The organism is Streptomyces sp. NPDC091209, from assembly GCF_044757755.1.
Classification (GTDB): domain Bacteria; phylum Actinomycetota; class Actinomycetes; order Streptomycetales; family Streptomycetaceae; genus Streptomyces.
Genome location: NZ_JBIVVR010000010.1, coordinates 46,643 through 60,592 on the forward strand (window position 1 = coordinate 46,643; position 13,950 = coordinate 60,592).

The window sequence follows — 13,950 nt, forward strand, 5'->3', positions numbered from 1 at the left end:
ACCGGTCACCGGTCACCGGCGCGATCAGAGCGTGGCGGTCGAGTCCGGGTAGTGGCCGGGCTCGCGGTGGCGGGGTGCGACCAGGCTCGACACCACCGGGGTGACCGTCCAGTCGGGGTGGTTCGGCATGCGCGGTGTCTTCGTCCCGTACAGCCAGTCGTTCAGGAAGCCGGACCGGTCCTGTCCGGAGATCTCGGAGGCGACCGCGATGTAGTCCGCGGTGGTCGCCGAGGAGTTGCGGTGACGCGCGAGGAAGGTGTGCTCGATGGCGTTGAAGACGTCCTCGCCGACGACCTCGCGCAGCGCGTAGAGGACCAGGACGCCACCCAGGTACCGCTGGCTGTCGAAGAGGTTGGCCTCGTTCGGCGCGGCGACGGGCCCGGAGTCCTGGCGCCACTGGTCGCCCCTGGCGTACGTGTCCTTCATCCGGGCTTCCATGGTGGTCAGGCCGAGCGAGTCGGCCCAGCCGCGCTCGTAGCGGTAGAGCAGCCCGTAGAAGTCCGCGTGGCCCTCGTTCAGCCACAGATCGGCCCAGTTGGCCGGGCTGACGCTGTTGCCGAACCAGGAGTGGACCAGCTCGTGCATCATGTGCGAGCCGATCTTCTTCTCCTCCTGGAGCAGGAAGTTCGGCTTGTAGAGCGTCAGGGTCTGGGTCTCCAGGCCCGTGAAGTCGAAGGCGTTCGCATCGTCGGAGTTGCAGGGCAGCAGCCCGTACGTCTCGAACGGGTAGGCGCCGAGCCGCTGTTCCAGCCAGTCGAGGAGGCCGGGGGTGAGTGCGAGGGCCGGCTCCAGCGCGGCGGCGCGCGCGGTCGGGACGACATCGCGCAGCCCCAGACCGTTCGGCCCCTGCCGCTCCTTGACCGTGTAGTCGCCGACGGTGATCTGCACCAGCTCGGTGGCTATCGGGGAACCCGAGCGATAGGTGTACGCGGTCCGGCCGCCGTCCAGGCTCTCCGTGCCGATCAGCCTGCCGTTCGCCACACCGCGCAGGGTGTTCGGCACGGTGATGCGGAAGCTGAAGTCCGCCTTGTCCACCGGATGGTCGTTGCAGGGGAAGACGGTGTGCGCGGAGTTCGGCTGGGGGCAGACCGCGAAGCCGTCGGGGGTGGGAACCCAGGCGGTGTGCGCGAGCGCCTTGGCCGGGTCGACGCCGTACTCGACGCAGACCGCGACGGCGCAGGACTCCGGCAGGGTCCGGGCCGGGGTGACCCGCAGTTTCTCGCCCGCCTGCTCGAAGGCCGCCGCGACACCGCCGACCCGGACCGCGCGGACATCCAGGCCGAGCGCGTCCAGCGAGAAGCGGGAGAGGTCCTGGGTCGCCCTGATCATCAGGATGGCCTGGGCGTCGACCAGCCGGGTCGTGGCGTCGTACGAGAAGTCGAGGTGGTACGCCTGGACGCGGTAGCCGTCGTTGCCGAGGGCCGGGTAGACGGAGTCGCCGAGGGTCTCCGCGCCCGGGGTGCCCTGGTCGGGCTGTAAGGCGAGGGGCCGCGCCGAGGCCGTGGGTGCGGCGACGAGCAGGGCGGCCGTGCCGAGCAGCGCGGCCGCGGGGGCCGTCACTCTGGTGCGATTTCTCATGGTTCGCTTTCGTTCGGGCGACGGAGAGCCCGGAGGCCCGCCGCAAGATCAATTGGGCGATCACCCTTCTGTACGCCTGGGCGGGGCGCCCGGTTGCCTTCGATCGGCATTTCGCGTGTTCACTCCGACCCCGCCGTTCACATCCGCCCGGGCCGGGCCCGATGCGGGCGGTGTCCGCACCGGCCGCCCGGTCCGACGCGAACGGCGGTTTTCCCCCTGTCCGGCCCGGCCCGGGACGGACCCCTGTCGAGCCGGGGCCGCTCACGAGATATCTTGATGTCGAGCAATGTTGCAGACGTGGAGCGGAGCACCCGGTGACTGACTCGACCATCATTTACACGCACACTGACGAGGCCCCGGCCCTGGCGACGTATTCGTTCCTGCCGGTGGTCCAGGCGTACGCCTCGCAGGCGGGTGTCACTGTGGAGACCCGTGACATCTCGCTGGCCGGGCGCATCATCGCCCTCTTCCCGGAGTTCCTCCAGGAGGACCAGCGCATCGCGGACGCCCTGTCCGAGCTCGGTGAGCTGGCCAAGACGCCCGGCGCGAACATCATCAAGCTGCCGAACATCTCGGCCTCGATCCCCCAGCTCAAGGCCGCGGTCGCCGAGCTGCAGGCGCAGGGCTACGCGCTTCCGGACTACCCGGACGACCCGAAGTCGGACGAGGAGCGCGACATCCGCGCCCGTTACGACAAGGTCAAGGGCAGCGCCGTGAACCCGGTGCTGCGCGAGGGCAACTCCGACCGCCGCGCCCCCGCGTCGGTCAAGAACTACGCCAAGACCCACCCGCACCGCATGGGCAAGTGGACGTCCGACTCGAAGACGAACGTCGCCACCATGGGCGTCGACGACTTCCGCTCCACCGAGAAGTCCGCGGTGATCTCCGAGGCGGGCTCGCTGCGGATCGAGCTGGTCGGCGACGACGGCTCCACCACCGTGCTCCGTGAGTCCGTACCCGTCCTCGCGGACGAGGTCGTGGACGCGTCCGTCCTGCACGTCGCGCCGCTGCGCGAGTTCCTCACCGAGCAGATCGCCCGCGCCAAGGCCGAGGACGTCCTGTTCTCGGTGCACCTCAAGGCCACGATGATGAAGGTCTCCGACCCGATCGTCTTCGGTCACGTGGTGCGCGCCTTCTTCCCGAAGACGTTCGCGGCGCACGGCGCGGCCCTCGCCTCCGCCGGCCTGTCCCCGAACGACGGCCTCGGCGGCATCTACAAGGGCCTGGAGGCCCTGCCCGAGGGTGCCGAGATCAAGGCGTCCTTCGACGCCGAGCTCGCCGAGGGCCCGGCCCTCGCGATGGTCGACTCCGACAAGGGCATCACCAACCTGCACGTGCCGTCCGACGTCATCGTCGACGCCTCGATGCCGGCCATGATCCGCACCTCCGGCCACATGTGGGGCCCGGACGGCCAGGAGGCCGACACGCTCGCGGTCCTGCCGGACAGCAGCTACTCCGGTGTCTACCAGGTCGTCATCGACGACTGCCGCGCCAACGGCGCCTTCGACCCGTCGACCATGGGCACCGTCCCGAACGTCGGTCTGATGGCGCAGAAGGCCGAGGAGTACGGCAGCCACGACAAGACCTTCGAGATCCCGGCCACCGGTACGGTCCGCCTCGTCGACCAGGCCGGGAACGTCGTCCTGGAGCAGTCCGTCTCCGCCGGCGACATCTTCCGCGCCTGCCAGACCAAGGACGCCCCGATCCGCGACTGGGTGAAGCTGGCCGTCACCCGCGCCCGCGCCACCGGCGACCCGACGGTGTTCTGGCTGGACGAGGACCGCGCGCACGACGCCGTGCTCATCGAGAAGATCAAGCGGTACCTGCCGGAGCACGACACCGAGGGCCTGGACATCCGCATCCTGTCCCCGATCGAGGCGACCAAGCTGTCCGTGGAGCGCATCCGCCGCGGCGAGGACACGATCTCGGTCACCGGCAACGTGCTGCGCGACTACCTGACCGACCTGTTCCCGATCCTGGAGCTGGGCACCAGCGCCAAGATGCTGTCGATCGTCCCGCTGATGGCGGGCGGCGGCCTCTTCGAGACGGGCGCCGGCGGCTCCGCCCCGAAGCACGTGCAGCAGCTCGTCAAGGAGAACTACCTGCGCTGGGACAGCCTCGGTGAGTTCCTCGCGCTGGCGTCCAGCTTCGAGCACCTCGCGACCACCACGGGCAACGCGCGCGCCCAGGTCCTCGCCGACACCCTCGACCGCGCGACGGCGACCTTCCTCAACGAGGACAAGTCGCCGACCCGTCGCGTCGGCGGCATCGACAACCGCGGCAGCCACTTCTTCCTCTCCCTGTACTGGGCGGACGAGCTGGCGCGCCAGAGCGACGACGCGGACCTCGCCAAGGCGTTCGCCCAGCTCGCCGAGACGCTCACCGCGCAGGAGCCGACGATCGTCGGCGAGCTGAACGCGGTCCAGGGCGACCCGGCCGACATCGGCGGCTACTACCAGCCCGACCCGGCCAAGGCCGCGAAGGTCATGCGCCCGTCCGCCACCTGGAACGAGGCACTGGCGACCCTCGCCTGACCTCCGCACCACCTCGCGGTCGCACTCCGCGCATACCGCCCCGGCCGGATCTCTCCGGCCGGGGCGGTTTTCGTCGTGACGGGGGCGCACGCCGGGGGCGGCCGACCGACTTCCTCCACGCAATTGCGTCAGCCACATGTCTCGAACCAAGTGAACCGGATGACAAGGGAGTTGAAGGGCGAGCACACTTGCGTGGAGCAATACGCCACCACGTCCGGTGTGAGGAGGGGCCATGACCCCAACCGGTGGGCCGACCGTACGGCGCCGCCAGCTCGGATCGGAGCTGCGCCGACTGCGGGAGCACGCGGGCAAGAAGATCGAGGATGCCGCGGCCCATCTGGAGTGTTCGATGTCCAAGATCAGCCGGGTGGAGACCGGCCAGGCTCCCATCAAGGCGCGCGACGTACGGGACCTGCTCGAGTGGTACGGCGTCACGGACGCCGCCCGGACCGAGACCGTCATGCAGATCCACAAGGACGCACAGCAGCAGGGCTGGTGGGCGCACTACGGAGAGGTGCTGCCCTCGGGCATGGCCACCTACGCGGGCCTGGAGTCCGACGCCCGCGCCCTGCGTTCGTACGAACCGACCTTCGTGCACGGCCTGTTGCAGACCGAGGACTACGCCCGTGCGGTGATCGCCGCGGCCCGGCCCAACGAACCGTACGAGGTCGACCAGTTGGTGAACTTCCGCAAGGAGCGCCAGTCCCTGCTGACCCGCGAGCCCGAACCTCTTGAGCTGTGGGTGGTCCTGGAGGAGAGCACACTGCGGCGACCGGTCGGCGGGAAGGACGTCATGGCGGCCCAGCTCGCCCATCTGGCCGAGGCGACGGCGATGCCGAACGTGACGATCCAGATCATGCCGACCGCGAAAGGGGCGCACGCGGCGCTGGCCGGGATGTTCTCCCTCCTGGAGTTCGAGCCCCGGACGCCCACCGTCGTCTACGTCAACTCCATCGCAGGAAACGTGTACTTGGAGAAGGAGCGCGACGTCCGGACGTTCATACAGACCTTCGACCTGGTGCGCGCGGCGGCTCCCGATCCTCAGGAGACACCCGCGGCTCTGGAGGCGATCACAAGGGAGATGTACGGCACATGAGCGGGAACGACGGGCAGTCGGCCCGCCAGGTCGATCTGCGGGAGGCCCACTGGCGCAAGAGCCGCCGCAGTTCCGGCAACGGAGCGTGCGTCGAGGTCGCCTTCGCCGAGGGCGTCGTCGCGGTACGGGACTCCAAGGAGACCGGAGGCCCGGTCCTCGTCTTCTCGGCAGCGGGCTGGACCGCGTTCCTCGACGGGCCGCACCTCGGCTGTCGCGGCCGCCCCTGACCGTCCGCCATCACAGGACCGCCGGCGGGCCGGGGCGGTGAGCGAAACAACCGGAACAGTTGCCGCACGTACGAATGGAGTACGACGCGCGGCCGGCCCCTCGGCGCGTCGGGCTGACCGTGTACGACGTTCACCATCTCGCGCCCGTCGCGTCCGGCGCCTTCTACACCGCGAACACCTTCTGGGCCGCGACGGGGGTCGTGGTCGCCGTCCTCACGGGCGGCGGTGCGATCTGGGCCGCCCTGCGCACCTCGAATCCGAGGCGGCGCCTCACCTACTCGACGGGCCACGACCCGTTGGTCGACCCGCTCGTCGGTGGCCGGCTGGAGATCCGGCGCAACGGCACGCTGCTCATGGATCCCCATCTGGTGCGGCTCGTATTCAGCAACCCCGGCCGGCTCGACATCCCCAGCAGCGCCTTCGACCGGGGGCAGCCCTTCCGTGTCGACCTCGCCGTGCCCTACCTGGAGATGCTCGGCACGGAGTCCGAGCCGAGCGCGGCGCAGCCCCCGCCGGCCTCGGTGGACGGCTCGGAAGTGAGCATCGGCCCGGGGCGGATCGGCTCCGGCACGACGATCACGTATCTGCTCCTCGTCGACACCGTCCCCTCCTACCGCTGTACCCACTCCCTCCTCGACGTCAGGGTCGGGGAGCTCCCCGCTCCGCTGTCGCGGCGCGCCCCGCGACAGCTCCCGCTCGTGGGGCCGTGACAGCCGGGGTCCGCTCCGTCCCGCTCCGTCGCTCGGCGCGTCACGGTGACAGCTGCGGCCCACCTGGGGGATCACCGGTGGCGGGCCGGAACACCCGTTCATAACTTCGGCCTATGACCAAACAACAGATGGCCTACCTCGCGTGCACCGCGGTGGTCGTGGCGTCCGGTGTGGGCGCCGCCCTGCCGGCCGACCACCCGTCAGTGCACCTGGTACGCCCGGGTGAATCCATCCAGAAGGCCGTGGACTCGGCGCGCGCGGGCGACACCGTCGTCGTCGCCCCCGGCACTTATCACGAGAGCGTCACCATCACGGTGCCGGACCTGACCCTGCGCGGCGCGAGCGCCCGTACCACCGTCATCGTGCCGGGCACCTCCACCACCGACGCGTGCGCGAAGGCGGGCAACGGCGTCTGTGTGACGGGGACGGACGTCAAGCGCGTCCGGGGCGTCACGGTCGCCTCGCTGACCCTCAGGGGCTTCTCCAAACAGGGTCTGTGGGCTTCGGGGACCGATGGGCTGACGGTCCGCGGGGTGACGGCCGAGAAGAACGGCCAGTGGGGCCTCGCCGAGGAGAGGTCCGTCCGCACGAAGTTCGTCCGCAACATCGCGAAGGACAACGGCGACGCCGGAGTGTTCCTCTCCAACACGGTCGCCACCGAGGAGGGAGCCCGCGACACCCGGGGGACGCTGGTCGCCCACAACCAGCTCAGCGGCAACCGGATCGGCATCACGGTGCGGCGGCTGCGGAACCTGACCGTCGCCCGCAACGAGGCCACCGGCAACTGCACGGCCGTGTTCATCGTGGGTGACGAGAACAAACCGCGCGTCGGGGACCTGTCCGTGCGCCGGAACTACATCCACGCCAACAACAAGTCCTGCCCCAAGACCGCCCGGCTGCCCGCCCTCCAGGGCTCGGGGATCGTCCTCACCGGCGCGGAGGACGTGCGCGTGACGCACAACCGGGTCGAGGACAACGTGGGCACCTCCCCGCTGTCGGGCGGCATCGTGCTGTTCAAGAGCTTCGTGGGCGCGCTCAGCGAGCGCAACGTCGTGCGCGACAACGTGGTCCTGCGCAACGGACCGTCCGACCTGGCCAACCGCGACACCGGCAAGGGCAACACGTTCCCTGGCAACACCTGCAAGGTCTCCGAGCCCGCCGGAATGTGCTGACCGTCCCGGGCCTGCGGCGGAACCGGGTACGCACCCCCGTACGGCACGGTCCCGCCTCCGAGCGGACCGGTCCGGTCCGCCCCTCTGCGGACCGGTCCGCTCCCCGTACGGCACGACATCAGAAACGAGGCATTGAATGACGACTGTCGATCAGAGTCCCCCGCCGCCCATGCGGCTGAGGGAACTCGTCTTCGGGGCGGCCTGCGCCGCCGCCGTACGCGCCGCGGCCCGCCTCGGTGTGGCGGACGCTTTGGACGAAACACCCATGAGCGCGGAGGACCTGGCCGGCGCGGTGAAGACCCAGCCGGGGACCCTGCGCCGGCTCCTGCGCGCCCTGTCCTGCCAGGGCGTCTTCATGGAGCGCCCCGACGGCACGTTCGCGCACACGGAGATGTCCCGGCTGCTGCGCGAGGACGACCCGAACAGCCTGCGGTACATCGCCCTGTGGTGCACCGAGCCCTGGACGTGGAACGTGTGGCCGCAGCTCGACGAGGCGGTCCGCTCCGGCCGCAACGTCTTCGAGGACGTGTACGACAAGGAGTTCTTCGCGTATCTCAACGAAGACGCCCCCGAGTCCGCGCACGTCTTCAACCGGGCGATGACGACGTCCAGTTCGCAGTCGGCGCGGGACGTCGCGGAGCTGCTCGACCTGCGGGGTGTGAAGGCGGTCGCCGACATCGGTGGCGGTCAGGGACACGTCGTGGCCAGTCTGCTGGAGAAGCACCCCGGCATGCACGGCACCCTGCTCGACCTGCCGGGCGTGGTGGAGAACGCCGATCCGCGGCTGCGGAGCGGCGGGGCGCTGGCCGACCGGGTGCGGATCGTGGCCGGGGACTGCCGTGAGGACATCCCGGTCCAGGCGGACGTCTACATCATCAAGAACATCCTGGAGTGGGACGACGAGAGCACCCGCAGGGCGCTCGCCAACGTCCGCGCGGCCGCGCGTCCCGGCGCCCGGGTCGTCGTCATCGAGAACCTCGTGGACGACACCCCGTCGATGAGGTTCACGACGGCCATGGACCTGCTGCTGCTCCTCAACGTCGGTGGTGCCAAGCACACCCGGCAGAGCATGGTCGACCGGCTCACGGCCGCCGGCCTGGTCATCGGCGAGATCCGCCCGGTGAACGCCTATCTGCACGCCTTCGAGTGCACCGTCCCCGGCTGACCCGGAAGGCACCCGGGAAAACCCGAGGCCGCCGGTTCCGCGTCGTCGCGGAGCCGGCGGCCTCGGGTTGTGTCCGCCGCTCGCTCAGCCGGCGGCGTCCCGCTCCCAGCGGTAGAAGCAGTGCGCCATGGCGTCCTTGGGGCTCCGCCATGTCTGCGGGTCGTACGCGCTCACGTACGCCGACAGTTCCTCGCTGACGCTCCGGAACTCGGGGTGTCCGGCGATCTTCGCGATGGCCGGTGCCGGGTCCCGCTCGGACTCGATGAGGTGCAGATACACGTCACCGAACTGGAAGAGGCTGCGCCGGTCCACCCCGATGAGGTGCGGGAGTTCACCCCGGTCGGAGGCGGCGAACACGTCGGAGATCGCCGGCGCCGAGCCGGGCGCCATGCGGGCGACGATCAGGGCGTGGTGCATCGGGTGTCCCTTCTTTCTGTGCCGGTGCCGGCGGTCAACGGGGCATGGCGGCCGGGCTGCGGCGCTCCCGGGCGGCCTGCTCGATCCGGTCCCGGATGAGGGCCATCTGCGTGACGGAGTTGCGGTTGATGTTGTCCGTCATCCAGGCGTCGTCGACCGGGGCGTCGGGCTTCATCGCGAAGTCCTGCACCCAGCGCATGTGGGTGCCGGCCGGGGTCTCCTCGTACTCCCAGCGGATGTTCATGTGCGCGAACGGCCCCGTCTCGACACGGCGCGCCCGGACGGTCCGCCCGGCGCGGTCGACGGTGCGCTGCGAGACCCAGCTCCACACCTTGCCGTTGTCGTCCGGGTGCATGGTGAGGCGGAAGGTCGTCGTGTCGCCGTCTCTGGAGAGGACTTCGAGGGCCGCGTACTCGCTGAAGAGCCGCGGCCAGTTCTCGATGTCGTTGGTGATGTCCCAGACGAGATCGAGCGGGGCGTCGATGACGATGCTGTTCTCGGTGTGTCCGGCCACTTCAGGCTCCAGCCTTGAGGGTGTCGTTGACGAGTTCGAGGAACGCGCGGGGGGTCTTGCAGCGCTCCGCGTCGGGCGGCAGGGGCCGGCTGTACCGGTTCTCCAGTTCGCCGACGATGCCGAGCAGAGCGAGCGAGTCGAGTCCGAGGGTGCCGAACGGCGAGTCCAGGGACTGCGCGAGTTCTTTGGGGTCGACGGTTATCCCGGCCGCCTTCTTCATGAGCGCGGCCAGTTCGTCGACGGTGACTTCGGTGGTGATCATGCGGGTGTTCTCCTCACGTGCGGCCCGGGCTACCGGGCGTGTTCGCCGCCTCGGCGCACGACCAGGGCCGCGTTGGACCCCATGAGTCCCCTGCTGAGGACCAGGGCCGTGCGCAGTTCGGCGGGGCGGGCGTTCGACGTCACCAGGTCGAGGTCGTGGCAGATGTCGAACACGTTGGGGGTGGGGGGAATCTGGCCGTGCTCCATCGCGAGCACCGCGGCCGCCGTGTCCAGCAGGGGTGCCCCGCAGTAGGCCCGGCCGATTCCCGTCTTGGGTGCCGTGACGGGGACCCGGGTGCCGTGCGCCCCGAGGGCGTCGGCGATGGCCAGGGCTTCGGCGCGGTCCGCCGCCGGGACGCCCAGCGCGTCGGCGAAGACGACGTCGATCTCCTCCGGGGCGCAGTCGGCCTCGGCGAGGGCGCCCCGGATCGCGTGCGCGAGTCCTTCGCGGGACCGCTCCCACTGCGAGGCGCCGGTGAACGTGGCCGCGTGTCCGGCCACGACGGCCCGGACGGCCGCTCCCCGGTCGCGCGCCCGCCGCTCGTCCTCCACGACGAGCATGGCGCCGCCTTCCGCGGGCACGAAGCCGCAGGCTCCCTCGGTGAAGGGGCGGTAGGCGCGATCCGGGTCCTCGACGGTACTGAGCTCGGGGTAGGCGAGCTGGCAGACCATCGAGTACGGGGCCAGCGGCGCCTCCGCGGCGCCGACGACCATCACGCCGGTGCCGCGCCGCACACCGCGGGCCGCGTGCGCGATGGCGTCCAGTCCCCCGGCCTCGTCGCTCGCGACGACTCCGCAGGGCCCCTTGAAGCCGCCGCGGATCGAGATCTGGCCGGTGCTGGCGGCGTAGAACCAGGCGATGGACTGGTACGGGCCGACGAACCGGGAGCCCTGGCCCCACAGTTTCTGCAGTTCCCGCTGGCCGAACTCGCCGCCGCCGGATCCGGCGGCGGTGACCACGCCGATGTCGTACGCCTCCTCGGGGTCGACCGCTCCGAGGCCCGCGTCGTCGAGGGCGAGGACGGTCGCCGCCATCGCGAAATGGCTGAAGCGGTCGGTCTGGACGAGGAACCGCTCCTCGATGAGGTCCGCGGCGTCGAAGGCCCGGACCTCGCCCGCGACGCGCAGCGGCAGGTACTCGCAGCCCTCGCGGGTGATCCGGTCCAGAACGCCGAGGCCTTCCCTGACGGACTTCCAGTAGGCGTCGGCGCGCAGTCCGTTGGGCGCGATCACACCGATGCCGGTGACGGCCGCGCGCCGGGGGCGCTGAGTGCTCATCGTGTCCTCCCAGCCGGCCCGGTCAGCAGCACCGCGGACTGGAATCCGCCGAACCCGCTGCCGACGGAGAGCACATTCCTGAGCTTCCGGGGGCGTGCGGTGCGCGGCACGTAGTCCAGGTCGCACTCGGGGTCGGGGGTCTCGTAGTTCGCCGTGGGCGGCACCACCTGGTGCTTCAGGGCGAGGACGCAGGCGACGACCTCGATCGCGCCGATCGCGCCCAGTGAGTGGCCCACCATGGACTTGATGGAGCTCATGGGCGTGTTGTAGGCGTGCTCGCCCAGGGACTGCTTGACCGCGGCGGTCTCGTGCCGGTCGTTCTGCCGGGTGCCCGAGCCGTGCGCGTTGACGTAGTCGATCAGCGTGGGGTCGATGCGCGCCTGGTCGAGCGTGCTGTCGATCGCCCGGGACATCTCCAGACCTTCGCTGGTCAGACCGGTCATGTGATAGGCGTTGCCGTAGGTGGCGTAGCCGCCCATCTCGCAGTAGACGTGCGCGCCGCGGGCTCGGGCGTGCTCGTACTCCTCGAGGACCAGTACGGCCGCGCCCTCGCCCATGACGAAGCCGTTGCGGTGGGCGTCGAAGGGCCGGGAGGCGTGCTCGGGGTCGTCGTTGTCGGGCGACGTGGCCTTGATGGCGTCGAAGCAGGCCATCGTGATCGGGGATATCGGCGAGTCGGACGCCCCGGCTATGCAGACGTCGGCCCGGCCCTCCTCGATGGTGTGGAAGGCGTATCCGACCGCGTCGAGTCCGGAGGTGCAGCCGGTGGAGACGGTCTGCACCGGTCCCTGCGCCCCGTATCGCGAGGCGACGACCGAGGCGAGCGTGCTGGGCGAGAACGCCAGGTGGAGCTGCGGGTCGGCGGTGCGGTGGTCCACGTCCCACCGGCGGCCCCCTTCGCTGACCAGGACGTAGTCGTGCTCCAGGCGGGTGGTTCCGCCGACGGCGCTGCCCAGGCAGACTCCGACGCGCCAGGGGTTCTCCCGGCCTGCGTCGAGTCCTGAGTCACGGACGGCTTCCCCGGCGGCGACCACCGCGAACTGTATGTAGCGGTCGGCGTGGCGGGTCAGGTCCGGGTCGAGTCCGTGCTCGAGCGGGTCGAAGTCGCATTCGGCGGCTATGCGCGAGCGCAGGCCCTCCGGATCGAACAGCGTGATGCCGCGGGTCGCGGTGCGGCCGGCCGCGAGGAGGTCCCAGAACGCCTTCGCCCCGGTGCCTCCCGGAGCGACCACACCGATACCGGTGACGGCCACCCGCCGGGTCACTGTATGGCCCCACTTCGCTCGGACGCCTGTCCGTGGTCCGGCGCGGTCAGGTCGGGCCCGCCGATGACGACCTCGTGGCCGGGCGCGGCGCCGGTCTCCTCCGTGTCGACGTGACCGAGGCTCGGACGCGGGGCGAGCGGGCCCAGGTGGAAGACCATGCGGGCCTCCTCGTCGCCGACGTTGCGGAAGCGGTGCCGCATGTCGATCGGGATCAACAGGCCCTGGTCGGGCCGGAGCGCGAACGCCTCACCGTCCAGGTCCACTTCGAGGGCGCCGCTCACCACGTACACGAACTCCTCGGAGTACGGGTGGTAGTGCTCGCCGATGCGCTCGCCGGGCTGGATGATGGCCAGGCCCATGAAGCCGCTGGTGGACCCCGCCGTGGCGGGCGTGAGCAGGGCCCGGATGTCTCCTCCGCGCCTGCGGTTGGGTTCCGTCTCGCTCAGGTCCACGATGCGTGGATGGTGCTTGATCATGCTTGATACCTCCGGGTGTGGCGAGGACGCCGGGTGGGACGTCCGGGGACGCGGGCTGCGGCGGTCCGTCAGGAGCCCGCCGAGCTTCGGTCGGTGATCGGCAGCATGTCGGCGTGCGACAGGAGGCGGTTGATGTTGCGTTCCGTCCCCAGGGAGCCCTCGACGCCGATCGCCGCACCGTCGAGGAGGCGCTCCAGCTCGGCGGCCTTCTTGGTGCCCTTGAGGCCGAGGGAGGCGACGGGGTCGAGGTCGAGTTCGCCGACGAGGTCGATGAGCCGCACCACGATGTCGTCGCGCTGGAAGACGGTGCTGCTGTACACCGGGCTGTCCTTGTCGTCGGCCGCGGCCTCGTCCTGGTGGGCGAGCAGCCGGGCCAGTTCCATTCCGCAGCCGGGCCGGGCCGGGTAGTACAGCGCGTGCCGGCGCAGCTTCGCGGGTTCCTTGCGGCCGGAGACCACGTGGTGCACGGCGGGGAGCGCCGCACGGGTGAAGAAGACCCGCGCCGAGTCGGCGTCGCTGAGGTCCCGGTCCTGCTCCAGGTAGGGGTTGATGGCCTCCTCGACCGCGCGCACCTCGGGCTGGCGCGATACGTGGCGCAGCGCCGCGAGGAGGTCGCCCTCCACCTCGACGGCCCGCACGACGCGGTTGCCGTGCATGAACAGCGAGGTGCGGCGCAGCCGGGTCTTGTCGTCCACCTGGGCCTGGGGCGACTGGTACCCGGCCAGGATCTCCGCGACCTTCGACTCGGATCCGGGCTTGACGGTGAAGGTGAGGGCGTGGCGCGCCACTCCGTCGCCGACGCGGGCCTCGACCTGCCGGGGCGTCCTGGCCGACCCTGGGGTGAGCGGCTCGGCGGGGGTGGTCTCGCGGAGGATGCTGTAGCGCATCGACCGGGTGTCCCGGACGCAGCTGTGCATCGGCCTGACGGTTTCGACGTGCTCCTCGCTGTTCACCCAGGCGAGGAAGGGCGGGGCGCTCTCCCACTCGCTGGTGATGAGCCATTGCGAGGGGTTCTCGATCGACTGGCAGAGCTGGTCGCTCAGGTGACCGGGGATCGAGGCGACCTGGTTGCGCATGAGTTCGTACGCGTCGAGGAACTGCTGCTGAGCGCCTTCGTACAGGTCGAGCAGCAGGATCACCCGAAGCCTCGATCCGTCGAACGCCGACTGCGAGATTCGTCCTGAGACTGTCATTGCGGCACGCCTCTCCTCTTCGTCACGGAAGTCAGGAACGACCGCGGTAGCCGAAACGCCGGGG

14 protein-coding genes are annotated in these 13,950 nt (G+C 70.5%); 6 read left to right on the forward strand and 8 right to left on the reverse strand.

Features of this window, described 5'->3' with window-relative positions; all coding sequences use genetic code 11:
* Positions 1 to 24 precede the first annotated feature (24 nt).
* Complete coding sequence (locus tag ACIQRL_RS27495; protein WP_401336535.1) at positions 25 to 1,578, reverse strand: M1 family metallopeptidase; 1,554 nt, start codon at positions 1,576 to 1,578, stop codon at positions 25 to 27.
* Positions 1,579 to 1,892: 314 nt separating this feature from the next.
* Between ACIQRL_RS27495 and ACIQRL_RS27500 the strand changes: the two genes are divergently transcribed.
* From ACIQRL_RS27500 to ACIQRL_RS27525, 6 genes are all read left to right on the forward strand, one after another.
* Positions 1,893 to 4,112 carry an NADP-dependent isocitrate dehydrogenase gene (locus ACIQRL_RS27500; RefSeq protein WP_401336537.1) on the forward strand — a complete coding sequence of 740 codons (2,220 nt, stop codon included), beginning with the start codon at positions 1,893 to 1,895 and terminating at the stop codon, positions 4,110 to 4,112.
* A gap of 232 nt (positions 4,113 to 4,344) precedes the next feature.
* The gene (locus ACIQRL_RS27505; protein WP_401336540.1) at positions 4,345 to 5,208 is read left to right on the forward strand and encodes a helix-turn-helix domain-containing protein; all 864 of its coding nucleotides are present in this window, start codon (positions 4,345 to 4,347) and stop codon (positions 5,206 to 5,208) included.
* Entirely contained in the window at positions 5,205 to 5,435 is a 231-nt protein-coding gene (locus ACIQRL_RS27510) for a DUF397 domain-containing protein (protein ID WP_401336543.1), read from the forward strand. The genes ACIQRL_RS27505 and ACIQRL_RS27510 overlap by 4 nt, the downstream gene beginning before the upstream one ends.
* Positions 5,436 to 5,494: 59 nt before the next feature.
* Entirely contained in the window at positions 5,495 to 6,145 is a 651-nt protein-coding gene (locus ACIQRL_RS27515) for a hypothetical protein (RefSeq protein WP_401336545.1), read from the forward strand.
* A gap of 113 nt (positions 6,146 to 6,258) precedes the next feature.
* Positions 6,259 to 7,317, forward strand: coding sequence for a nitrous oxide reductase family maturation protein NosD (locus ACIQRL_RS27520; RefSeq protein ID WP_401336548.1), 1,059 nt, complete (start codon positions 6,259 to 6,261; stop codon positions 7,315 to 7,317).
* A gap of 136 nt (positions 7,318 to 7,453) precedes the next feature.
* A complete protein-coding gene (locus tag ACIQRL_RS27525) occupies positions 7,454 to 8,482 on the forward strand; it encodes a methyltransferase (protein ID WP_401336551.1) in 1,029 nt (342 codons plus the stop codon).
* An 84-nt stretch (positions 8,483 to 8,566) separates the two neighbouring features.
* Here ACIQRL_RS27525 and ACIQRL_RS27530 read toward each other — a convergent pair whose 3' ends face one another.
* The 7 genes from ACIQRL_RS27530 to ACIQRL_RS27560 form a co-directional block, all read right to left on the reverse strand.
* A complete protein-coding gene (locus ACIQRL_RS27530; protein WP_401336554.1) occupies positions 8,567 to 8,899 on the reverse strand; it encodes a TcmI family type II polyketide cyclase in 333 nt (110 codons plus the stop codon).
* Between the two features lie 34 nt (positions 8,900 to 8,933).
* A complete protein-coding gene (locus ACIQRL_RS27535) occupies positions 8,934 to 9,413 on the reverse strand; it encodes an SRPBCC family protein (protein ID WP_401336557.1) in 480 nt (159 codons plus the stop codon).
* A gap of 1 nt (position 9,414) precedes the next feature.
* Positions 9,415 to 9,675, reverse strand: coding sequence for an acyl carrier protein (locus ACIQRL_RS27540; protein WP_401336560.1), 261 nt, complete (start codon positions 9,673 to 9,675; stop codon positions 9,415 to 9,417).
* Between the two features lie 29 nt (positions 9,676 to 9,704).
* Positions 9,705 to 10,952, reverse strand: a complete 1,248-nt coding sequence (locus ACIQRL_RS27545) for a ketosynthase chain-length factor (protein ID WP_401336563.1) — start codon at positions 10,950 to 10,952, stop codon at positions 9,705 to 9,707.
* Positions 10,949 to 12,217: a beta-ketoacyl-[acyl-carrier-protein] synthase family protein gene (locus ACIQRL_RS27550; protein ID WP_401336566.1), complete on the reverse strand. Its 1,269-nt coding sequence runs from the start codon at positions 12,215 to 12,217 to the stop codon at positions 10,949 to 10,951. The genes ACIQRL_RS27545 and ACIQRL_RS27550 overlap by 4 nt, the downstream gene beginning before the upstream one ends.
* Positions 12,214 to 12,693: a cupin domain-containing protein gene (locus ACIQRL_RS27555; protein ID WP_401336569.1), complete on the reverse strand. Its 480-nt coding sequence runs from the start codon at positions 12,691 to 12,693 to the stop codon at positions 12,214 to 12,216. Before ACIQRL_RS27555 ends, ACIQRL_RS27550 begins: the two co-directional genes overlap by 4 nt.
* A 68-nt stretch (positions 12,694 to 12,761) precedes the next feature.
* Entirely contained in the window at positions 12,762 to 13,886 is a 1,125-nt protein-coding gene (locus ACIQRL_RS27560; protein ID WP_401336572.1) for a SchA/CurD-like domain-containing protein, read from the reverse strand.
* Positions 13,887 to 13,950: the final 64 nt, after the last annotated feature.

What these genes read in the sequence shown, in the direction of transcription:
- ACIQRL_RS27495 (WP_401336535.1), bottom strand. Translation starts at nt 1,578, where the DNA reads ATGAGAAATCGCACCAGAGTGACGGCCCCCGCGGCCGCGCTGCTCGGC.
- ACIQRL_RS27505 (WP_401336540.1), top strand. Translation starts at nt 4,345, where the DNA reads ATGACCCCAACCGGTGGGCCGACCGTACGGCGCCGCCAGCTCGGATCG.
- ACIQRL_RS27510 (WP_401336543.1), top strand. Translation starts at nt 5,205, where the DNA reads ATGAGCGGGAACGACGGGCAGTCGGCCCGCCAGGTCGATCTGCGGGAG.
- ACIQRL_RS27520 (WP_401336548.1), top strand. Translation starts at nt 6,259, where the DNA reads ATGACCAAACAACAGATGGCCTACCTCGCGTGCACCGCGGTGGTCGTG.
- ACIQRL_RS27525 (WP_401336551.1), top strand. Translation starts at nt 7,454, where the DNA reads ATGACGACTGTCGATCAGAGTCCCCCGCCGCCCATGCGGCTGAGGGAA.
- ACIQRL_RS27530 (WP_401336554.1), bottom strand. Translation starts at nt 8,899, where the DNA reads ATGCACCACGCCCTGATCGTCGCCCGCATGGCGCCCGGCTCGGCGCCG.
- ACIQRL_RS27540 (WP_401336560.1), bottom strand. Translation starts at nt 9,675, where the DNA reads ATGATCACCACCGAAGTCACCGTCGACGAACTGGCCGCGCTCATGAAG.
- ACIQRL_RS27545 (WP_401336563.1), bottom strand. Translation starts at nt 10,952, where the DNA reads ATGAGCACTCAGCGCCCCCGGCGCGCGGCCGTCACCGGCATCGGTGTG.
- ACIQRL_RS27555 (WP_401336569.1), bottom strand. Translation starts at nt 12,693, where the DNA reads ATGATCAAGCACCATCCACGCATCGTGGACCTGAGCGAGACGGAACCC.
- ACIQRL_RS27560 (WP_401336572.1), bottom strand. Translation starts at nt 13,886, where the DNA reads ATGACAGTCTCAGGACGAATCTCGCAGTCGGCGTTCGACGGATCGAGG.